We start from the raw sequence: 21,704 nt of genomic DNA, 5'->3' as shown, positions 1-21,704 counted from the left end.
CTACTGGACTCCGTCCATGTGTGCGGAAACACCCCGGCCACCAGCCGTGGAGACGTCGAACCGCCCGCTCACCGCCGCCGCGACGAGGGCCTGGCGGCGCTCCACGAGGAGCCGCACCTGCTTCCGGAGCGCCGACTCCAGGCCGGCGCGGTCGGCGTGCTCGCGCGCGATCCGGTCGATGAGTTCCTGCTGCTGGTCGTCCGGGGGAAGCGGCACCAGCACCGCGTTCATCTCTTCCTGGGTGATCTTTTCACGCGTCGCGCCCGACATGCACAGATTGCGGTCGAACACATTGAGCACCTCGGCCAGGAGCCGGCCCTTCATGCCCGTGGACCGCAGGACGTGCGCGTGGTTGTTGACCCAGATCTTCCCCTCGACGTGGAAGGCGACCTCGGCGGTCGGATTCGCCAGCTGCGCCCCGTCCTCGCCGAGCAGTACCAGCGGCTCGTCGAAGAGGAAGCCGTCCACGTGGTCGACGACGCGGCTCGCCCCGTAATAGGGGTAGGGGCCCTGTCGTTTCGAGCGTTCCTCGGCGCTCAGCGGAATGCGCCGCCCGTCCAGGCATTCCGTCAGGTACCGCAGGGGGACGAGCCGCCAGTCGGCGGGAATCTCCGGCAGCCAGCCCAAGGACGTCGGCTTCGTCGGCGCACCCCGCAGTCCCCGCCGCAGCACGTCGCGCACCGCCGAGAACCGCTTCTGCCGCAGCAGGTCGAGCTGGCGCTCCCGCTTGCGGATCACGCGGTCGATGACCTCGGTCTCGGCGTCGAGGAAGGCCGCGATGCGGCGCTGCTCGTCGAGCGGGGGCACCCACAGGCGCCGGCCGCCCACCGCGCTCGCCGTCAGCAGCGGCTGGGCCGTCCTGGACGCGAGGTCGGGAAGGCGCGCGGCCAGCAGTCCGTAGTACATGTACTCGGGGGCCAGGTCCGGGCCCGCGACCGCGATGATGGAATTGTCCGAGGCCCAGCACGCGGTACGCGCGAAGTGGACGGCGCCGACCGTTCCGACGCGGCCGATGACGACGCTCTTCGCGGGCGCGTTGGCCCGGCGCGACCTGCCGATCTCGCCGGAGGCGCCCATGAGCGGGAACTCCCCGTCGTCCGCGCGGAATTCGTCGCAGGACGTGCCGCTGCGCAGGTGGAGCACCCACTTCAGGGACACCTCGCCGGCGGGCGCCGTCATCGGTCGGTCACCTTGCCCAGCAGCGCCTGGATCTCCGCCTCCAGGGACTTCAGCTCGGCGTCGATCTCCGTGAGCGGACGCGGCGGTTCATGGACGTAGAAGAGGCGCGTGAACGGAATCTCGTACCCGGTCCTCGTCTTGGTGTGGTCGATCCACGCGTCCGGGACGTGCGGGTGCACTTCGCGCTTGAGGTGCTCCTCGACGTCCTCGCCCAGCGGTACGTTCTCGTAGTCCCGCAGCTCCGGGTCCGGCTCCGGCCTGTCCTTGATCCTCTGGAGCTCGCCCCGGGGGTCGCGCACCCCGACGGCCTCGCGGACCGCCTTCGTGAACGGAGCGCCCGACGGCCAGGTCAGACCGGCCGCGACGACCGCGCCCTGAAGCGCCACGAACGCGTCCGACCGCGCCGCCCAGGACGTGCCGAGCAGCGTACGCACCGCCGCGACGAACTCCTCGGCCCGCTCCAGGCGCTGGACCGGACGGGCCGCCGCCAGGGCCGTCAGCGTCGCCTCACTCACCTCGAAGCGAAGCCTCAACGGCCGCTCCACGGTGATGCGCCGGTACCCGAAGGCCGAGTTCTCCAGGACCTTCACCTTGTGGTGGAGGGGGTGCTCCGGGTCGGCCGCGACCTGCACCGCCTCCGCGTACAGGCGGGTGATGTCACCGATGTGGTCGGGCCTGCCGTTCGTGCCGTCGCCCAGCTCCTTGCGCTTGTCGCCGAGGGACTTGCGCATCTTCACCCACTGGTCGCGGGCGTCCAGGAGCACGACCTTGCGCTCGTGGTCGCGGTCCTTGCGGTTGGTGAGGATCCAGAAGTACGTGGAGATGCCCGTGTTGTAGAAGAGCTGGTCCGGCAGGGCGACGACCGCCTCCAGCCAGTCGTTCTCCACGATCCAGCGGCGGATCTCCGACTCGCCCGAACCGGCCGCGCCCGTGAACAGCGGGGAGCCGTTGAAGACGATCGCGAGGCGGGAGCCGCCGTCGCCGTGCACGTCGACCGGCTTCATCTTGGACAGCATGTGCTGGAGGAAGAGCAGCGAGCCGTCGTTGATGCGGGGCAGGCCCGCGCCGAAGCGGCCGGCGTCGCCGAGCGCCTCGTGCTCCTCCTCGACGTCGTCCTTGACCTTCTTCCAGTCCACGCCGAACGGCGGGTTGGCCAGCAGGTAGTCGAACCGCTTGCGCGCGTGGCCGTCGTCGGAGAAGGAGTTCCCCGCGGCGATGTTGTCGGGGTCCTGGCCCTTGATCATCAGGTCGGACCGGCAGATCGCCCAGGACTCGGGGTTCAGTTCCTGGCCGTACACCTCGACCGTCGCGTCGGGGTTGAGGGCGGTGATGTGCTCCTCGGCGGCGCTGAGCATGCCGCCCGTGCCGCACGCCGGGTCCATGACCGTGCGCCCCACGCCCGGCACGCTCAGCGCGTCCGCGTCCGGCGCCACGAGCAGGTTGACCATCAGCTTGATGACCTCGCGCGGGGTGAAGTGCTCACCCGCCGTCTCGTTGGACTGTTCGGCGAAGCGGCGGATCAGCTCCTCGAAGATGTAGCCCATGTTGTGGTTGGGCACCTTGTCCGGGTGGAGGTCCAGATCGGTGAACCTGCCGATGACGCGGTAGAGGAGGTTCGCGTCGTCGAGCTTCTTGATCTGCCGGCTGAAGTCGTACTTCTCCAGGACCTCGCGGGCGTTGTCGGAGAACGCGTTCACATAGATCTGCAGGTTCTTGGCCGCCGTCGTGGCATCGCCCGCGATCCTGCTCAGGGTGAGGCTGCTGGTGTTGTAGAAGACCTGGCCGGAGGCGCGGCGCATCAGCCGCTCGGGCTTGACGTCCTCGTCGGCGTAGCGCGCGTAGAACTCCGCGAACTTCTCGCGCGTCGGCTCCAGGACGCACTCCAGGCGGCGCAGCACCGTGAACGGCAGGATCACCTTGCCGTAGTCGGACTGCTTGTAGTCGCCGCGCAGGAGTTCGGCGACGGACCAGGCGTTGTTCGCCAGTTCCGCGTGCTTGCTGCTGTTCAACGGATTCCCTTCGGTGGTGGCAGCAGTGTCCCGCCGGTCAGGCCGTCGGCGAGCGCCTTCGGTGTGAGCGACGCGAGCTCCGCTGTCCGGCGCGCGGCTTCCCGCAGCGTGTGCAGATGCCGGAAGGCCTCGCCGTAGCGGCGCTGCTCCGCCAGCGGAAGGAGGGGCACCCGCAGCCTCGCCGCGTCGACGCGCAGCGCGCCGGTGCCCACCGACGCCCGGGTGAGGTTGTCCTCGGCGGCGAGGAAACCGGCGAGGAACCAGGGGTCGAGGCGGTCCGGGTCCGGGCGGACCAGGCGCACGCCACGGCCGATGACCGCACCGGCGTCGTGCGCGTCGGCGACCCGGGCCTGCCCGTCGCCCCCGCCGCGGACCTCGGCCAGCAGGACGTCGCCCTCGGCGACGACGGTCGTGGTGTGCGGGGCCGGGGTCTCCGGGTCGGCGCCGGGCCCTCGCCCGGCCGCCAGGTCGCGGCCGGTCAGCACGGGACGGCCGGTGTGCTCGGCGGGGGTCGGGGTGCCCGGTTCCCGCGAGGAGGCGGGGGCGGCCCGGTGGAGGGTCAGGGCGCCGCCGCGCGTGAGGTCGGCGAGGGACGCCGTGCGCCACGCGCGGGTCTCCGTGCCCGCCGCGGGCCACTCCTCCTGCCCGGCCGCGGCGGCCAAGGCCCGTGCCGCCCCGGCCAGTTCGCCGCACAGGCCCCTGGCCCGCTCGGCGGTGCCCGCCGGGTCGGCCGCGGCGGTCGAGGTGCGGATGTGGCGGGCCGGTGTGACGTCGACCAGGTCGTCGAGGAGGTCCACGACCGGGACCGCGCGGGCCTGGCCCGGCACGTCCGTGAATCCGGCCGGGTCGGCGGCGAAGCGGCTCCAGTGCCCGAGGACCGTCGCGGTCAGGGCGTCCCAGGCCGTGTCCGCGCGCGGCCGGGACGGGTCACGCGGCGCGGCGGGGCGCGGCAGGCCCGCCGTCGCGGGACCGGCGGGCGCGGAGGCCTCCACGCACAGCACCGAAGGGTGCGCGGGCGCGGTCGCCCGGGGCCGCCGGAGGATCCACACGTGCAGGCCGACGTGGCGCGGCGGTGCGGCGCCCGGGGGCAGCGCGACGACCGCGCGCAGCGTGCCCGACCTGATCAGCTCGGCGCGGACGCAGCGGCCCAGGGAGCGCGCGGCGGTCGCGGGCGGCAGCAGGACGACGGCGAAGCCGCCGGGTCCGACGTGCGCCAACGCGTGCTGTGTCCAGGCCAGTTCGGAGTCCCCGCGCGGCGGTACGCCGTACGCCCAGCGCGGGTCGTGGACGAGTTCGTCGTGCCCCCAGTCGCGGTCGCCGTACGGCGGATGGCACAGCACCCCGTCGGCGGCCAGGTCGGGAAAGGCGTCGGCGCGCAGGGAGTCCGCCGTGCGGAGTTCCGCGTCGGCCTCCGGGGCGTCGAGCCCGAGGCGGACCAGGCTCCGCCGGGCCTGCACCGGCTCGGCGTCCTGCCCGCACAGCCGGCGCGCGCCCTGTCGCGCGGCCGCGGCCAGCAGGGCGCCGCCGCCGCAGGCCGGGTCGAAGACCCTTGGGGGGTAGGGCAGTTCGGGTGCGGCGACGCCGAGGAGGCCGGCCATGAGGTCGGCGAGCGGGCCGGGCGTGGGATACGCGCCGCCGACCGCCGTGTCCTCCAGCTCGCGCTCGGCGAGCACGTCGGCGGCCTGCGGGGACCGGCCCGCGTGGACGCAGCGCAGCACCGCGCGCAGCAGGGGCGCGTCCGCGGTCCCGTACGTCACCTCGCCGAAGGCGGACTCCGCGTGCGCGGGCAGGGCGCCGACGGCCGCCCCGGCGCGGGCCGCCAGATCGCTGTCGGGAAGGTGCTCGGCGGTGGCGAACAGGTCGGGGCGTCGGCACCCGGCGAGGACGAACGGGAGGAGCCGGGTGGCCGTCGCGCGGCCTGGCGGGTCGAGCCGGAGGAGGGTGCGCAGCTCCTCGACGGGCGGGACGGGCGTGCCGTGCCCGCGTCCGGCGAGCCAGGTCCGCACCTCGGCCACGTCGTACAGCGGGCTGGTGTCCGTCCCGGCGACGGGGGTGGGGAAGTCCGTGTGCCGGCGGCGCCAGTTGCTGACCGTGGCGCGGGTGACCCCGGCGATACGGGAGATCTCCGCCGCGGTGACCTGGGCCGATGCCCCAGGTGCGGCGGGCTCGGTCGGCTTCGGCATGGTGCGGTTCCGGCTGTTCGGCGTGGCTGGCAGGCGTCAGATTACACCTCCCGGAAAAGCGTCTCGGCGTTTGACGGTGCTTTCAGCCGGCAGACGGTCTCAGCTCCCCGTACGCCCCCTCCGGCACCGCCGGACTCCGTGGTGTCACGGCGGGCACGCGCGCGTACGGGGCGTTCTGCGGTGGGCGGGCGTCCCGTACGTCCTTGTTCGGTGGGCGGGCGTCCCGGCCGTTCTTGTTCGGCGGGTGGGGCCGGCGCCGCCGAAGTACGGGGTCGGGAACTTCCCTGCCGGTGCCGTCCGTTGACCCAGTGGAGCCGGTGGCGCCACCGGCCCCGCCAACCAGGACGCCGCCGCCCCCGATCCCCGCGAGGCCGCCCGCCCCTCGCCCTCACGGGCCTCCTCACTCCCCGTAGAGCGCCTCGATCTCCGCCGCGTACGCCGCCGTCACCGCATGCCTCTTGATCTTCAGGGACGGCGTGAGCAGGCCGTTGTCCTCCGTGAACTCGCCCCCGACGACGGCGAACCTGCGGATCGACTCGGCCCTGGACACCGCCGCGTTGGCGTGGTCCACGGCCTTCTGGATCTCCGCGAGCATCTCCGGGTCGCGCGCGAGGTCCGCGAGCGGTGTGTCCTTGGGGCGCTTGCGTACGGCGAGCCAGTGCTCGACGGCCTCGGGGTCCAGGGTGACGAGCGCGGCGACGTACGAACGGTTGTCGCCCACGACGATGCACTGGCCGACCGGCGCGCGGCTGCGCAGGCGGTCCTCCAGGACGGCGGGCGAGACGTTCTTGCCGCCGGAGGTGACGATGATGTCCTTCTTGCGGCCGGTGATCGTGAGGTAGCCGTCCTGGTCGAGGGCGCCCAGGTCCCCGGTCGCGAACCAGCCGCCGGTCAGCACCGCGTCCGTGGCCGCCGGGTTGTTCCAGTACGACCCGAAGACGATGCCGCCCTTGATCAGCACCTCCCCGTCGTCCGCGATGCGCACGGCCGTGCCGGGCACGGGCAGGCCGACGGTGCCGGGGCGGGGCCGCAGCGGCGGGGTGATGGTGGCGGCGGCCGTGGTCTCGGTGAGGCCGTACCCCTCGTAGATGATGATTCCGGCGGCGTAGAAGAAGAGGTTGAGGTCGCGGTCCAGGGGCGAGCCGCCGCTGATCGCGTAGCGCAGCCGGCCGCCGACCTCCTTGCGGATGCGGCGGTAGACGAGGAGTTCGTACAGCGCCCAGCCGGCGCGGAGACCGAGGGACGGGCCGGGGCCGCTCTGGTCGAGGAACCTGTTCAGGTACGCCTCGCCGAAGCGCACCGCGATCCGCTCGGCGCGGTCGAAGGAGGCGCCGCGGCCGATCTTCTCGGCCGTCGCCCGTCCGGTGTCGTGGATCTTCTCGAAGAGGTACGGCACGCCGACGACGAACGTCGGCCTGAACGACCTTAGTTCCGGGCGGAGTTCGTCGGGCTTGATGCTCGGGCAGTGGCCGAGCTCGATGCGGGCGAGCATGCAGGCGATCTGGATGGTGCGGCCCAGGATGTGCGCGAGCGGCAGGAAGAGGAGCGTGGAGGCGACCTGCCCGGTGATCTCCTTGAAGACGGGGTGGAGGAGGTCGACGGTGTTCGCCGCCTCCGCGTGCAGGTTGCCGTGGGTGAGGACGCAGCCCTTGGGGCGGCCGGTGGTGCCCGAGGTGTAGCAGAGGGTCGCGATGGAGTCGGGGGTGAGCGCGGAGCGCCGCTTGGTCACCTCCTCGTCGGACAACCCGGCCCCGAGAGACGTCAGTTCGGCCAGCGCGCCGCCGTCCAGGTGCCGCACGCGCGGCGGGGCGTCGAGGGCGCGGACGGCCTCCCCGACGGTCGCCGCGTTCTCCGCCGTCTCCGCGACGACCAGGCGGGCGCCGGAGTCCCGGACGATCCACTCGATCTGCTCCGCCGAGGACGTCGCGTAGACGGGCACGGTCTGGCCGCCCGCCGCCCAGATCGCGAAGTCGAGGACCGCCCACTCGTAGCGGGTGCGCGACATCAGCGCGACGCGGCCGCCGGGTTCGAGGCCGTCGGCGATCAGCCCCTTCGCCGCCTCGGTCACTTCGCGCGCGAAGGCGGCGGCGGTGACGGGGTGCCACCGGCCGTCCCGCTTGCGGCGCAGGACCACGGCGTCGGGCGCCTCGGCGGCGTTGGTGAAGGGGATGTCGGCGGTGCTGCCCGCCGTCGCTCCCGGCACGAGGGCGGCGGCGCGGGCCTCGCGCACGGTGCCGTGCTCGTCCCTGACGAGTTCGACCCTGCCGCGCTCCGCCAGGTCGCTGCGGCGTTGCGCCCTTTTCAGATCCTTGCGTACGCCCATGACGGCTCCCCGGCTCCCGGTTCCCGGCGCTGTGCGGGTGATCGGTGTTGCTCGGCACGTACTCAGTTACTTACTCGGGGGTCAACTTACCCACCCGTAAGGAAAATTCAATGGGTCGGACGGGACGGGACACCGCCCGCCCCTTCACCCGCCCCCACTCGACCCTTCACCCGACCCTCGGGTCACCCCTCCGCGGGACTCCAGACCTCCCCCTCCAGGACCCGCCCCATGCCCACCCACACCATGTTCATCAGCCGCAGCGTCACGCCTTCGGGCGACTGGCCGGGATGACCCGCCATCCAGTCGGTGAGCGAGTCCGCCGCGCCCACGAGCGCGTGCGCCACGAAGTCGGCGTCCTCGTCGGAGAGCTGGTGGGAGCCTGGACCGTCCTGGGTGATGCCCGCCCAGACCAGGCCCGCCACCTCCGCCATCACCGCGCGGCGCGCCTCGGCGACGGCCGCCGCGATCGCCTCGCTCAGCTCGGAGGCCTGGCGGTGCAGGACCACCCAGCTGTCGCGGTGCTCGGCGACGAAGGTGAAGAACGCCAGGAGCCCCGCGTGCAGCCGGAGTTCGGGCGCGGCCTCGCCCGCCGTCGCCGCGCCCTGGAAGGCGCCGACCAGGCGGTCCGCCTCGCGGCGCAGACAGGCCAGGAAGAGGCCCTCCTTGGAGTCGAGGTACAGATACACCATCGGCTTGGAAATTCCGGCGAGTTCGGCGATCTCGTCCACCGAGGCGCCGTGGTAGCCACGCTTGGCGAAGACCTGGACCGCCACGTCGACGATCTGACGCTCGCGCTCGGGGCGCGGGACGCGCCGCCTGCGCGGGCCGGACGCACCGTCGGATATGCCGCTCACCCTTGTCAGCCTCCCTGGTTCCGACTTACCTTACTCTTTAGTAAGTTTACTTCAGGGTAAGGAGATTGCGATGGCGGACGACGACATCAGCAAGATCGCGGAACTCGACTTCGCCCGCGTCACGCCCGAGGAGTTCGCGCGGATCGTGAAGGGCCTGTCCGGCGGGGAGATCGCGGAGATCGCCCGCGACGGCGCGCTGCGCACCCGGGTCCTGAAGGAGGTCTTCGGGCGCATGGAGCGGCAGTTCAAGCCGGAGACGGCGGGCTCGCTGAAGGCCCTCATCCGCTGGAAGGTCACGGGCAGCGGGGAGAACGAGGAGGCGGTGTACGAGACGGACATCGCCGACGGCACCTGCACCGTCCGCGAGGGGCGCTCGGACGCCGAGCCGCGCGTCACGCTCATCATGGGCGACGCCGAGTTCCTCAAACTGGTCTCCGGAAACGCCAGCCCCGTCACGATGTTCATGATGCGCAAGGTGAAGATCGCGGGCGATGTGGCGCTCGCGTCCGGGCTCACCCGCTACTTCGACATCCCCAAGGCCTGAGGAGCGCGCCATGCCCTTCTCCCTCGAACTGACCGAGGAACAGCGGGACTTGCGCGAGTGGGTGCACGGCTTCGCCGCCGGGGTCGTGCGGCCCGCCGCCGCCGAGTGGGACGAGCGCGAGGAGACTCCGTGGCCCGTCGTCCAGGAGGCCGCGCGGATCGGGCTCTACGGCTTCGAGTCGCTGGCCGAGCTGTTCGGCGACCCCTCGGGGCTCTCGCTCCAGATCGCCAACGAGGAGCTGTTCTGGGGCGACGCGGGCATCGGGATGGCGCTGTTCGGCACGTCGCTCGCCGTCGCCGGGATCTTCTCCGCGGGCACACCGGACCAGCTGGCCGAATGGGTGCCGCAGTGCTTCGGGGACGAGGACGAGCCGAAGGTCGCGGCGTTCTGCGTGTCCGAGCCGGAGGCGGGCTCGGACGTCTCGGCCCTGCGCACCCGCGCCACGTACGACGAGGCGCGCGACGAGTGGACGCTCAGCGGCCAGAAGGCGTGGATCACCAACGGCGGCATCGCGAACGTGCACGTCGTGGTGGCGTCCGTGGATCCCGCCCTGGGCTCGCGGGGACAGGCAGCGTTCATCGTCCCGCCGGGCACGCGCGGGCTCGAAGGGGGCAAAAAGATACGGAAGTTGGGACTGCGGGCCTCGCACACGGCCGATGTCTTCCTGGACGACGTGCGGGTGCCGGGGAGCTGTCTGCTGGGCGGCAGGGAGCGCCTCGACGCGCGGCTCGCGCGGGCCCGCGAGGGCGTGCGGGGTGCGCCCGGGGCGCGGGGGCAGGCCGCCATGGCCACGTTCGAGGTCAGCCGTCCCACGGTGGGCGCGCAGGCCCTCGGGATCGCCCGCGCCGCCTATGAGTACGCCCTCGACTACGCCGGTGAGCGCGTCGCCTTCGGCCGGCCGATCATCGAGAACCAGTCCATCGCGTTCGCCCTCGCCGACCTGCGCACCGACATCGAGGCGGTGCGCCTGCTGATCTGGCAGGCCGCGTGGATGGCCCGCAACGACAAGTCCTTCGACGCGGCCCAGGGCTCCATGTCGAAGCTGCGGGCGGGCGAACTGGCGGTCGCCGCGAGCGAGAAGGCCGTGCAGGTGCTGGGCGGCGCGGGGTACAGCAGGGAGCACCCGGTGGAGCGCATGTACCGGGACGCGAAGATCTACACGATCTTCGAGGGCACGAGCGAGATCCAGCGGCTGGTGATCGCGCGGGCGATATCGGGGCGGCAGATCCGCTAGGCCCCTGCCGGGCGGCGGCGCCGTGGACGTCGGCCTCAAGGCCGTACTGACCTGCGCCGATGTAGCGGTCATGACGACAGCTGCGTACTCCCCCGCCCGTGGGTCCGAAGGCGTCGCGCTCGGACGGGTCGGGAGCTGGCTGGTGCCGGCCCTCGTCCTGTGCGTCGCCGGGTTCCAGCGACGGTGGATGTCCGACGACGGCCACATCTACGTGCGCACGGTGCGGCAGATCCTGGCCGGGAACGGGCCCGTCTTCAACGCCGGTGAGCGCGCCGAGTCGTCCACCGGCACCCTGTGGCAGTGGCTGCTCGTCCTGGCCGGGGCGTGCGGCCTCGACATCGCCACCGCGGCGATGTACGGCGGACTGCTGCTCACCGCCGCCGGGTGCACGCTCGCCGGGCTCGGCGCGCTGCGGCTGCGCGGCGACGGCGGTACGGGCCGCCTCTTCGTGCCGTGCGGGGCGCTGGTGGTGCTCGCGCTGCCGCCCGTCTGGGACTTCGCCACCTCGGGCCTGGAGACGGGGCTCGCCACCTGCTGGATCGCGGGCGCCTGGCTCGCGCTCCTGGCCCGGCCGCGCTCGCCGTGGACGAGCGCGCTGCTCGGCCTCGGCCCGCTCGTCCGGCCCGACCTGGCCCTGGTCTCGGTGGTCTTCCTGGCCGCGCAGTGGGTGACGGCCCGGCCCTCCTGGCGCGGGGCGCTCGCGGGGGCCGGTGCCGCGGGCGCGCTGCCCGTCGCGTACGAGATCTTCCGCATGGGGTACTACGGGCATCTGATGCCGCTGCCCGGCGTCACCAAGGAGGCCTCACGGAGCCTGTGGGCGCGGGGCGCCGCGTACTTCTGGGACTTCATGGGCCCGTACGTGCTGTGGCTTCCGCTGCTTCTCCTCGTCGCCGGGTTCCTGGCATCGGGGCGCCCGCCGGTCCGTACGCGCGGGAGCGTGCGCGCGATCGCGCCCGTGGCCGCTCCCCTGGTCGCGGGCGCGCTGTGCTGGGTCTACGTCATCAAGGTGGGCGGCGACTTCATGCACGGGCGGATGTTCCTGCCGGGGCTGCTCCTGATGCTGCTGCCCGTCTTCGTCGTACCCGTCACCCGGGCGTGGGGCATCGTCGTCCTGGGCGTGGCCGTGTGGGCGGTGGCGTGCGCGGGCGTGCTGCGGGTGCCGTACGAGGGGCGCATCGGGCCCGGCGGCATCGCGGACGAACGCGGTGTGTACGTACGGCAGAACGCGGCCCCGCACCCCCTCCACCACGACTTCGCGGGACAGCCGGGCAACCGGGCCTACGCCGGTCTGGTCCGCGCGCGGGCACGGGCCGGCGTGCCCACGCTGCTGCTCGCCAGGACGCCGGTGACGGGCGGCGCGCCGGGGGTGACCGGCGTCTACAACACGCTCGGCTTCAGCGGTTCCGTCGTCCCGCTCTCCGGCGCCGCCCTCGACCCCATCGGGCTCGCCTACCCGCTCGCGGCCCACTCCGAGGGCATCGACGGCCGCGTGGGGCACGACAAGCGCCTGCCCGACGAGTGGATCGTCGCCGAGCGCGGCGCCGCCGAGCTGCCCGCCGGGCTCGACCAGGACCGGGTCGACGCCGCCCGGCGGGCCCTGCGCTGCGCGCCGTTCGCGGAGCTGCGGGCGGCGACGCGGGACCCGCTGACGGCCGGGCGCTTCTGGCGGAACCTGACGGGCGCCGTCCAGCGCACGGCCTTCCGCTTCCCCAATGACCCGGTGCGCGCGGAGCGGGAGGTGTGCGGGCCGGGGCGGGACCGGCCCGCCCGCGCCGACGGCTCCGGCCGCTAGCCCGCCGCCAGGGACTCGCCGGGCCGGACCTCGCCCCGGGGCGAGCCGGACGACTCGGGCGGCTCCTCCTCGTGTCCCCCGCCGCTCAGGCGCGCGGCCCGGTCGATGGCCGTCGCCAGATCGCGCGCCTGCTCGTTCTCCAGGGACAACGCGCGGGCGTGGCCGGAGAGTTCACGCAGGGAAGGGGCGGCGGGCAGCGCGGTGTAGCCCTCCGGGCGGGCGTACCCGCCGCCGCGGCCGGACCGCAGGCCGTCCGCGAAGTACGCGGCGACGGCGGACACCTGGAAACCGTCGTCCGCCCGCCACACGTCGCCCGCCAGGTCGGCCGCCTCGATCCGCCCCGACTCCTCGTGCGGGGCGCGGCTCCCGGGGTCGAGCCAGCGCACGCTCGCCGTGGCGAGGTGGCCGGTGGCGCCCGGCTTGGCGCGCACCGCGTACAGCGCCGTCACCGTGTGCCCGGGGCCGACCTCGCCGCCGTCCACGGAGTCGTCGCGGAAGTCGTCGTCGGCGACCGCGCGGTTGTCGTAGCCGATGAGCCGGAACCGCTCGACGGTCTCCGGGTCGAAGGCGACCTGCGCCTTCGCGTCGCGGGCGCGCAGCTCGATGTGGGCGGGCAGCTTCTCGCAGAAGACCTCGCGGGCCTCCTTCTCGTCGGACACATAGGTGGTGTGGCCGTCGCCCTTGTCGGCGAGCCGCTCCATCAGGGCGTCGCCGTAGTCGCTGCCGACGCCGACGCCGAAGAGGGTGATGCCGTGCTCGCGGCGGGCGTCGGAGACACGTTCCAGGATGCCGTCGGCGCTGGTGTCGCCGGTGTTGGCGAGGGCGTCGGAGAGCAGGACGACACGGTTGGTCGCGCCGCTCCGCCTGCCGCGGACCGCGGTGTCGTAGCCGGTGGTGATGCCCGCTTCGAGGTTGGTGGACTGGGTGGGCTCCAGACCGTCGACGGCGTCGTGCACGCGGGCGCGGCCCGCGCCCGCGTCGCCGAGGCGGGTCATCGGCAGGACCGTCTCGGCGGTGTCGCTGAAGGTGACCAGGGCGACCGAGTCGTCGGGGCGCAGCCGGTCGGTCATGAGGCCGAGGGACTTCTTGACGAGGTCGAGGCGGCCCGGCTCGGCCATGGACCCGGAGACGTCGATGACGAAGGTGAGGGCGGCCGGCGGGCGTTTCGCCTCGTCCGAATCGCCTCGGGTGGCGAGGCCGACGCGCAGCAGCGACCAGCCGTCGCCGGTGCGGGCGCCGTCGACGCTCACGGAGAAGCCGTCGCCGTCGGGCCGCGGATAGTCCTGGCGGAAGCTGTTGACGAACTCCTCGGGGCGGACCGTCGCGGGGTCGGGCAGCCGCCCCTCGGCGAGGGTGCGGCGCGCGAAGCCATAGGAGGCGGTGTCGACGTCCAGGGCGAAGGTGGAGAGGTAGTCCGGCGCGGGCTCCCGCTCGGCGCCCTCCCGCTCGCCGGGGGCCTCGGTGGCGCCGGGGGCCGCCCGGTCGGGCGCGGGCAGCGGCGCGCTGCCGCCGTCCCGCTTGCTGCCGTCAGTGGAGGAGGCGCTCCGGTCGCCGCCTCCGCCGCCGCAGCCCGCGAGCAGCAGCCCGCCCGCCATGGCCACGGCGAGCAGCCCGTGGCGTGTCTTCCGGGTCCGCATCTGTCCCCCTCGCGTCGTCGGCTTTCCTGACTGTGACGCGGGAGGTGCCCAAAGCGATCGGCACGGGACGTTGCGGAACCGTCTCGATGCGGCTACGGCAGTGCCTTCACGACACCACGTCCTTGCGCGCGAACCCGCGGAAGGCCAGCGCGAACAGCACCAGCGCGTACGTCACCGAGACCGCCGCTCCCTGGATCATGCCGCCCCACTCGGGGCGCGGCTGGATGAGGTCGGCCCAGGCGAACTGCCAGTGCGCGGGCAGGAAGTCGCGCCAGTCGCCCAGCGCCGTCACCGCGTCGAGCACGTTCCCCACGATGGTGAGGCCGACCGCGCCGCCGACCGCGCCGAGCGGCGCGTCCGTCTTGGTGGAGAGCCAGAACGCCAGCCCGGCGGTGACCAGTTGGGAGACGAAGACGTACGCCACGACGACGAGGAGGCGCTGGGCCGCCGTGCCCGCGGGGAGCTCGCCGCCGGTCGGGATCTCCAGCGGCCCCCAGCCGTACGCGAGTGTGCCGACCGCCAGCGCGACCACCGGGAGCAGGACCATCGCGGCGGCGCTGAGGCCGAGGGCGACGGCGAGCTTGGACCACAGGAGGCGGGCCCTGGGCACCGGGGCCGCCAGCAGATAGCGCAGCGACGACCAGCTCGCCTCGGAGGCGACGGTGTCCCCGCAGAACAGCGCGACGGGGATGACGAGCAGGAAGCCCGCCGAGACGAACAGGCACGTCGCCGCGAAGTTCGTGCCCGACGCGGTGGCCGTGTCCATCAGCGTCACCGCGTCGTTGCGCTCGCCCGGCGAACCGGCGACGGCGAAGGCGATGACCAGCACGACGGGCAGCAGCGCCATGATGCCGAACATCAGGAGCGTGCGGCGCCGCTTCAGCTGGCGGACCGCCTCGACCCGCAGGGGCAGGGTGTGCCGGGCGCGGTAGCCGGGTGCGGTGGGGCGCTCCAGGGTGGGGGCGCTCATGCGCTGCCTCCGATCAGGGTCAGGAACGCGTCTTCGAGGCGGCGGTGCGGGCCCATGGACTCCACGGGCACTTCCAGGCGCACCAGTTCGGGAAGGAGCCGGGCGGCGCTCGCGCCCTCGGTGCCGTCGAGCCGGACCAGGAGGCCGTCGGCCACGCGGACCGCGGAGGCGACGCCGGGCAGGGCGGCGACCTTCTCGACCAGCGGGTCGGGGATCTCGGCCGCGAGGCCCACCAGGAGCGTGTCCCCGGAGCCGACGATCTCGGCGACGGGGCCCGCCTGGACGAGCCGGCCGCGGTCCATGACGACCAGGTGCGTGCAGGACTGCTCGACCTCGGCGAGGAGGTGGCTGGAGACGATGACGGTGCGCCCGCCGCGCGCGTACCGGATCATGACCTCGCGCATCTCGCGGATCTGCGGCGGGTCGAGGCCGTTGGTCGGCTCGTCGAGGATCAACAGGTCGGGCAGGCCGAGCATGGCCTGGGCGATGGCGAGACGCTGGCGCATGCCCTGGGAGTACGTCCGCACGGCGCGGGCCAGCGCGTCGCCGAGTCCGGCGATCTCCAGCGCCTCTTCCAGGTGGGCGTCCTCGGCGGGGCGTCCGGTGGCCTTCCAGTACAGCTCCAGGTTCTCCCGGCCCGAGAGGTGGGGCAGGAATCCGGCGCCCTCGACGAAGGCGCCGACGCGGGAGAGGACGGGGGCGCCGGGCCGGATCGCCTGGCCGAAGACGCGGATCTCGCCCGCGTCGGGGCGGATCAGGCCCATGAGCATGCGCAGGGTGGTCGTCTTGCCCGCGCCGTTCGGCCCCAGGAGGCCGAGGACCTGGCCCTTGTCGACGCGGAAGGAGAGGTCCCGCACGGCGTACCGGTCGGTGGATCCGGCGTACTTCTTGCTCAGGCCGGTGATCCGCAGCGGGACGTCGGCGAGCTCCGGGTCCGGGGCGGGCGCGGTCGTCCGGCGGCGTCCGGTGACGAGCAGGACGAGGGCGAGCACGGCTCCGGTCACCGGCAGCCACCACACCCACGCGGGCAGCGGCGCGGCGGCGGTCTCCACGCCGGGCGCCGTCGGCACCGTCAGACCGCTCTTGAGGGAGACGGTGTACGTGGCGGGGTCGGCCGGCGAGGCGTACCCGAGGTCGGTCGAGGAGAGGGCCAGGCGGAGCCGGTGGCCCTTCTGCGCCTCGTGGTCGACGGCGGGCAGGGTCAGTTCGACGTCCTTGCCGTCCCCGGCGCCCTCGACGCGGACCGGGGCGACCAGTTGTGCGGGCAGGACCTGCTGCTTGCCGTCGGGCCCGACGTCGTACACCTTCGCGAAGAGCACCGCGTCCTTCGAGGAGGACTTCACGTGGACGCGGACCTTCGGGGTCCCGGTGATGCGCAGGTCGGCGCCGAGCGGCTCGGAGTCGAACGCGGCGAACTGCCCGGGGAAGTCGAGGGAGACGCCGACGCCGAGCGAGGACAGCCGGGAGAGCGAGCCGCCGCCGAGGCCGGGCAGCGCGGAGATCGCGGGCGGGCTCGCGCCCGCGGGGTTGTCGATGGTCTTCTCGCGCCCGCCGAGCGGGATCTCGCGGCCGCCGCTGACCAGGCCCGGATAGCGGTCCCCGTGCGCGCCGCGCAACTGTGCCGCGCCGTCGGTGGAGTCGATGCCTCCGGTGCGCGTGACGCGGAAGGCCGGTCCGGTGTCGGCGCTCTTGTCGTCCTTCAGATAGCGGTCGAACCACGCGCCGACCCGCTTCTCCACGCGGCCCTGCTCGCGGTCGCCGCCGTCGTGGCCGCCCGCGATCCAGTCGACGGACACGGGCGCGTGGTGGGCGCGGATCGCCTTGGCCATGGCGTCGGCCTGGCCGAGCGGGAAGAGGGAGTCGGTCTGGCCCTGGGTGATGAGGGTGGGCACCTTGATGCGGTCGGCGACGGCGGACGGGCTGAGTCCGGCGAGCAGCTTCCGCGCGCGCTCGTCCGGCTTGCCGGCCGCCGCGACCCGCTCGTACGTCGCGCACAGGTTCTTCTCGAACTTGTCGCAGCCGCCGCTGATGTTGATGAAGAGTCCGGCCCAGAGCTTCTTGAAGACGCCGTCGGGGAACAGCGAGTCCGCGAGGTTCCAGTACGTGATCTGCGGGGCGATCGCGTCCACCCGGCGGTCGTACCCCGCGGTGAGCAGGGCGGCCGCTCCGCCGTAGGAGGCGCCGGTGATGCCCACGCGCGGGTCGCCGTCCCCGTCGAGCCGCACCTCGGGGCGGGTGGCGAGCCAGTCGATCAGCTTGGAGACGTCGGCGATCTCGCCCTTGGGGTCGTTGAGCCCGATCCTGCCGCTGGACTTGCCGAAGCCGCGCGCGGACCAGGTCAGGACCGCGTACCCGTCACGGGCGAGGTCCTCCGCCTGCGCGCGCACGTCGCTCTTGCTGCCGCCGAAGCCGTGCCCGACGAGGACGGCGGGGCGCTTGGCGGCGGCGTCGCCCGCGGTGAAGTAGGAGGTGTCGATCCTCGCGCCGCCGGTGTCGACGACGCGGTCCGTGCGGCGCACGGCCGGCGCGTCGTCCGAGGCGACCGCCGTCCATGTGCCCGCGCCCGCGAGCACCACGACGGCGGCCGCGGCGGCGAGCAGCCGGCGCGGCCCGCGGCGCACCGGGAACCTGGGCCTGGGCAGTCGTAGATCCATGTCGTCAAAGGTACGGGCGCCCACCGACAAGCGGGGCAGCCGCCGGGGTGAACCGCGGTGCCTCCCCGGGGAGTAGACCCCGGGCCCCGCGTACCGCGATCGTGGTACGCATGGAGATCAGAACCGCCACGAACCTCGCCGAGGTGACCGCCGCCGGGCCGCTCTTCGACGGCCCGGTCCGCCCCGAGGCGGCCCGCCGCTTCCTGGACAGCCCCGGCCACCATCTCCTGCTCGCGTACGAGGACGACGGCGGCGGCGACGGCGAGCGCGTCCCGGTCGGCTTCGTCAGCGGCGTCGAGACCGTCCACCCCGACAAGGGTGTGGAGATGTTCCTGTACGAACTCGGGGTCGCCGAGGGCCACCGGCGGCGCGGCACGGGCCGCGCCCTGGTGAACGCCCTGGCCGCGCTCGCCCGGGACCGGGGCTGCTACGGCATGTGGGTCGGCGTCGGGACGGACGACGAGGCGGCGCTGGCGACGTACCGCAGCGCGGGCGGGCGGAGCGAGGGCACGTTCGCGTCGGTCACCTGGGACTTCGGGATGCCGGACGCCGTGTGTCAGGGGTGAATACACTCTGCGCCTATGACACTTGGGGCTTCATCCACGACTCCTGAGGACCTCGGTTCCCTCGCCGTCGGCCAGCGCTCGCTCGGCGACCCGTCCGTCCGCTTCCCGCTGTGGCCGCCGCTCACCGCCGGCTGTCCCGTCACCAGCACGGAGGCGGTGTCGTACCCCGTAGAGGTCGACTACGCCTACGACAAGGTCCCCACGGAGCTGTTCACCGCCGCGCCGGGAACCACGGCGCCAGGAGCCGCCGCGCCCGTGCTGCCGCGCGGCCACGACCGGTGGGCCCCGCTCCTGCCGCCGCTGCACGCGCCCGGACTCGGCGAGGGCGGCACGCCCCTGGTCCCCTTCGGCGACGGCCTCTGGATCAAGGACGAGTCGCGCAACCCGACCTGGAGCCACAAGGACCGCATCAACCGCGTCACCGTGAGCGCGGCGGTCGGCGCGGGCGCGGAGGGCATCGTCGTCGCCTCCTCCGGCAACCACGGCGCCTCCGCGGCGGCGTACGCGGCGCGGGCCGGGCTGCGGTGCGTCGTGCTCAGCTCGGCGGGGACGCCGCCGGCGGTCGACGCGTTCCTGCGGGCGTACGGCGCCGTGGTGCTGCCCGTGCCCGCGGACGCGCGGTGGCCGCTGCTGCGGCGCGTCGTGGAGCGGTTCGGGTACCACCCCGTCAGCAATGTGACGCCCACGCACACCGGGCACGCGTTCGGGCCCGAGGGCTACAAGACCCTCGCGTACGAGATCCACGCCGACGTCGGCGTGCCCGCGGCCGTCTTCGTGCCCACGGGGTACGGCGAGCTCCTCTTCGGCGTCTGGAAGGGCTTCGCGGAGCTGGTCGCGCTCGGCGTCGCCGACCGGGTGCCGCGCCTCTTCGGCTGCGAGCCCGCCGCCGGGGGGCCGTTGGCGGCGGCGGTGCGGGGCGGGCTGCCGGCGGCGCGGGTCCCCGTCGGGGAGACGGCGGCGTACGCGATCGACTGCTCCACCGGCGGGTACCGGGGCGTCGTCGCCGTGCGGGAGAGCGGGGGCGGGGCGCTGCTCGTCTCCGACGGGGAGATGGCCGCGGCGCGGGACGAGCTGGCGCGGGGCGGGCTGTGGGCGGAGCTGTCCGCCGCGGCGGGGCTCGCGGGGTACCGGCAGCTGGCCGCCACCGGTGGCCTCGGCGACGGTCCCGTGGTGTGCGTGTCCACGTCGAGCGGCTTCAAGGACCGCGACCTGCTGGCGGGGCCGGGGTCGGCGGCGGTGGACCCGGAGGACTGGGAGGAGATCGTGCGGCGGGTCGAGTCGGGCTGAGGCCCGCGCCTCCGGCGGGCGGGGCTGGAACTGCTGCGGCCCGCCCGGAGGTACCCAGCCCGTCCGGAGGTACCCAGCCCGTCCGGCGTTTGAGGACGAGCGCGGAGCGCGATCGACCGAGCCCCGCCCGGCGGAGCCGGAATGTTCGGGAAGGGGCGGGATCGGGGAAGAAGCCGCCGGAGGCACGGCCTCGGCCCAAGACGGCCTCAGCCCGACACGCCCTCCGCCCACTCCTCCTCCGGCACACTCACCAGCCACCGCGTCTCCCGGCGCGGGCGCAGGTACAGGGCCCAGTACAGCGTCGCCACCAGGACGATCCCGCCGGTCCAGGCGAGGTAGGAGACCTCCTGCTGACTCAGGACGTACGCGAGGACCGCGACCAGGACCACCGGCACCGCCGGCCACAGCGGCATCCGCCAGGCCGCGCCCGCCCCGTGCGACCCGCGCCGGGCCAGCAGCGCGGCGACCGCCACCAGGAGGTACATGCCGGTCACGGAGACGCCGGTCACGCCGTACAGCGTGTCCAGGTTGACGAAGCAGAGCGCGGCGCCGGGGACGCCGACGAGGAGCGTGGCCACCCACGGCGCACCGGAGGCGCCGAGCCGCGACAGCGCCCGGTTGACCGGCCTGGGCCAGGCCTTGTCGCGCGCGGAGGCGAACAGGACGCGGGAGTTCTGGATGACCATGACGATGCCCGCGTTGATGATCGCGAGGGCCACGCAGAGGCTGACGAACGTGCCGACCGCCGAGTTGGACCAGGCGGTGACCATGCCGCTGATGTCGCCCCGGGTCAGCGCCGCCAGGTCCGACGCGCCCATCGTGATCGCGACGACCGGCACGAGGATGATCACCGAGGAGATGGCGAGGGTGGCCAGGACGGTGCGCGCGACGTTGCGGCGCGGGTTCTCCATCTCCTCGGAGAGGTAGACCGCGGTGGAGAAGCCCTGGGTGACGAAGAGGGCGATGGCGAGGCCGGAGACGATCAGCATGGCCGTCACGGTGTCGACGCCGCCGGAGCCGGGGCCGGAGCCGGACGCCACCGTGAGGTCGGTCAGGCTGCCCACGCCCCGCTCGGCGTGCGCGAAGCCGAGGACGGCCACGACGCCCGCCGCGACGACCTCCAGGACCAGGAAGATGCCGGTGATCCACGCGTTGGCGCGCAGGTCGAGCAGGCCCGCGAGGGTGGCGAGGATCATGACACCCGCGCCCGCGTAGGAGGGGTCGAGGTGGAGGACGGGGGTGAGGTAGTCGGCCGTACCCATGGCGATGACGGGCGGGACGATCATCACGACCAGCAGGGACAGGACGAAGACCAGCCAGCCGGCGAGGCGGCCCGCCATCGTGGAGACCATCGCGTACTCGCCGCCCGCGCTGGGGATGAGCGTGCCGAGCTCCGCGTAGCAGAACGCGACGCCCACGCAGAGCAGCGAGCCGATGGCGATGGTGAGCGCGGTGGCGGTGCCGAGCGAGGAGAAGAGGTCGGGGACGACCACGAAGAGGGTGGAGGCGGGCGTCACGCACGACAGCGTGAGGAGGGTGCCGCCCACGACGCCGATGGAGCGCTTGAGCTTCTGGGGACTGCCCGGGTCCGCCGGGACCGCCGGGGGCGCGGTCTCGGACGACTGGAGCGGGCGAAGCGTATCGGTCATGGAGCGCGGTTCCGATCGACTCGTGCGGCAGGAGTTGCGGCGGGAGCGCTATCGCCTCCGAAGGCTGTTGAGCTGCGTTTTCCGTGGCTCCCGGCGGGTCATCGAACCCCGGCGGTAACCAGCACGTCAACGGTCATTTGCCTACGGAATCCGCAGGTGGACGCGGACCCAAGTCACCTGGCTTTCCAAAGGGTTTACGCCCTGGGGTGGCAATGAACATCCCGGCGCGGTAGTTGACCTTGCCTTCACAGGCATATCGATGCAGAAGCTTTCGGTGCCCGAATTGCACCCTGTGCACGGGAACCGCAAAGGAGTCGTTAAAAAAGAAACGGCGCCGTCCGAAATCCGGACGGCACCGTTCCACCCAGGGTCACGGGCGCGTGACTCAGTGCGTCGGACACAGCCGGTACGACGGGTCCAGGTCGCGCACCTCCACCGAGTACGTCGCCCCCTCGACGCCCGACAGATGCTTGCCGAGCAGCGCCAGCACGTCGTCGGAGAGCCCCGCCTTCGCCTCGGGCGTGCGCCCCGCCAGCAGGCCCACGGTGACGTGCACGAAGGGGGCGTCGGCCCCGCCGTCCACGAAGGCCGCCGAGGGGCGGCAGAACGTCTTGCCCACCCCCACCGAGTCCACCCGCTCCACGACCAGGGGATGCAGCTCCGCCACCAGGGCGGGCAGATCCAGGACGCCGGACAGGGTGTCGGCGTAGTCGATGTCGATGTGCGGCATGCTCATGGCCTCTCATGTAGTGCACACGCATCGTAGAACCACCGGGACACGGCGAAGCCCCCGGCCACGGGAGGCCGGGGGCTCGGGGACCCT

Annotated in this window: 15 protein-coding genes; 5 read left to right on the top strand and 10 right to left on the bottom strand. The window is 73.4% G+C overall.

The genetic code is table 11. The features are described 5' to 3' along the window. The 5 genes from AB0L89_RS00835 to AB0L89_RS00815 form a co-directional block, all read right to left on the bottom strand. On the bottom strand, window positions 1-1,179 hold the full coding sequence (locus tag AB0L89_RS00835; protein WP_365132133.1) for a restriction endonuclease subunit S: 1,179 nt from the start codon (window positions 1,177-1,179) through the stop codon (window positions 1-3). Then, complete coding sequence (locus AB0L89_RS00830) at window positions 1,176-3,188, bottom strand: class I SAM-dependent DNA methyltransferase (protein ID WP_365132130.1); 2,013 nt, start codon at window positions 3,186-3,188, stop codon at window positions 1,176-1,178. The genes AB0L89_RS00835 and AB0L89_RS00830 overlap by 4 nt, the downstream gene beginning before the upstream one ends. Further along, on the bottom strand, window positions 3,185-5,371 hold the full coding sequence (locus AB0L89_RS00825; protein ID WP_365132127.1) for an N-6 DNA methylase: 2,187 nt from the start codon (window positions 5,369-5,371) through the stop codon (window positions 3,185-3,187). The genes AB0L89_RS00830 and AB0L89_RS00825 overlap by 4 nt, the downstream gene beginning before the upstream one ends. 400 nt (window positions 5,372-5,771) lie before the next feature. Then, window positions 5,772-7,694, bottom strand: a complete 1,923-nt coding sequence (locus AB0L89_RS00820; protein ID WP_365132124.1) for an AMP-binding protein — start codon at window positions 7,692-7,694, stop codon at window positions 5,772-5,774. Between the two features lie 182 nt (window positions 7,695-7,876). Further along, on the bottom strand, window positions 7,877-8,548 hold the full coding sequence (locus AB0L89_RS00815; protein WP_365132121.1) for a TetR/AcrR family transcriptional regulator: 672 nt from the start codon (window positions 8,546-8,548) through the stop codon (window positions 7,877-7,879). A gap of 70 nt (window positions 8,549-8,618) precedes the next feature. Between AB0L89_RS00815 and AB0L89_RS00810 the strand changes: the two genes are divergently transcribed. The 3 genes from AB0L89_RS00810 (at window position 8,619) to AB0L89_RS00800 (ending at window position 12,118) form a co-directional block, all read left to right on the top strand. Next, window positions 8,619-9,092 carry an SCP2 sterol-binding domain-containing protein gene (locus AB0L89_RS00810; protein ID WP_365132118.1) on the top strand — a complete coding sequence of 158 codons (474 nt, stop codon included), beginning with the start codon at window positions 8,619-8,621 and terminating at the stop codon, window positions 9,090-9,092. Window positions 9,093-9,102: 10 nt separating this feature from the next. After that, window positions 9,103-10,326 (top strand): acyl-CoA dehydrogenase family protein, encoded by a 1,224-nt coding sequence (locus tag AB0L89_RS00805; protein ID WP_365132115.1) that lies wholly within the window; start codon window positions 9,103-9,105, stop codon window positions 10,324-10,326. Window positions 10,327-10,396: 70 nt separating this feature from the next. Then, window positions 10,397-12,118 (top strand): hypothetical protein, encoded by a 1,722-nt coding sequence (locus AB0L89_RS00800; RefSeq protein ID WP_365132112.1) that lies wholly within the window; start codon window positions 10,397-10,399, stop codon window positions 12,116-12,118. Here AB0L89_RS00800 and AB0L89_RS00795 read toward each other — a convergent pair. The 3 genes from AB0L89_RS00795 to AB0L89_RS00785 form a co-directional block, all read right to left on the bottom strand. Continuing rightward, entirely contained in the window at window positions 12,115-13,755 is a 1,641-nt protein-coding gene (locus AB0L89_RS00795; protein ID WP_365132109.1) for a von Willebrand factor type A domain-containing protein, read from the bottom strand. The genes AB0L89_RS00800 and AB0L89_RS00795 overlap by 4 nt on opposite strands. 106 nt (window positions 13,756-13,861) lie before the next feature. Beyond that, a complete protein-coding gene (locus tag AB0L89_RS00790; RefSeq protein WP_365132106.1) occupies window positions 13,862-14,725 on the bottom strand; it encodes an ABC transporter permease in 864 nt (287 codons plus the stop codon). Next, a complete protein-coding gene (locus AB0L89_RS00785) occupies window positions 14,722-17,379 on the bottom strand; it encodes an alpha/beta fold hydrolase (RefSeq protein ID WP_365132103.1) in 2,658 nt (885 codons plus the stop codon). The genes AB0L89_RS00790 and AB0L89_RS00785 overlap by 4 nt, the downstream gene beginning before the upstream one ends. 110 nt (window positions 17,380-17,489) lie before the next feature. Between AB0L89_RS00785 and AB0L89_RS00780 the strand changes: the two genes are divergently transcribed. Both AB0L89_RS00780 and AB0L89_RS00775 read left to right on the top strand, forming a co-directional pair. Then, on the top strand, window positions 17,490-17,945 hold the full coding sequence (locus AB0L89_RS00780) for a GNAT family N-acetyltransferase (protein WP_365132100.1): 456 nt from the start codon (window positions 17,490-17,492) through the stop codon (window positions 17,943-17,945). Between the two features lie 15 nt (window positions 17,946-17,960). Continuing rightward, complete coding sequence (locus AB0L89_RS00775) at window positions 17,961-19,232, top strand: pyridoxal-phosphate dependent enzyme (protein WP_365132097.1); 1,272 nt, start codon at window positions 17,961-17,963, stop codon at window positions 19,230-19,232. A gap of 206 nt (window positions 19,233-19,438) precedes the next feature. Here AB0L89_RS00775 and AB0L89_RS00770 read toward each other — a convergent pair whose 3' ends face one another. Both AB0L89_RS00770 and AB0L89_RS00765 read right to left on the bottom strand, forming a co-directional pair. Continuing rightward, the gene (locus AB0L89_RS00770) at window positions 19,439-20,881 is read right to left on the bottom strand and encodes an APC family permease (RefSeq protein ID WP_365132094.1); all 1,443 of its coding nucleotides are present in this window, start codon (window positions 20,879-20,881) and stop codon (window positions 19,439-19,441) included. A gap of 385 nt (window positions 20,882-21,266) precedes the next feature. Continuing rightward, window positions 21,267-21,617 (bottom strand): 5-carboxymethyl-2-hydroxymuconate delta isomerase, encoded by a 351-nt coding sequence (locus tag AB0L89_RS00765; protein ID WP_365132092.1) that lies wholly within the window; start codon window positions 21,615-21,617, stop codon window positions 21,267-21,269. Window positions 21,618-21,704 lie beyond the last annotated feature (87 nt).

This window comes from Streptomyces sp. NPDC052114 (assembly GCF_040680155.1).
Classification (GTDB): Bacteria; Actinomycetota; Actinomycetes; order Streptomycetales; family Streptomycetaceae; genus Streptomyces.
The sequence above is the reverse complement of the archived record's forward strand: the minus strand, read 5'-3'. Positions and strand labels throughout refer to the sequence as shown.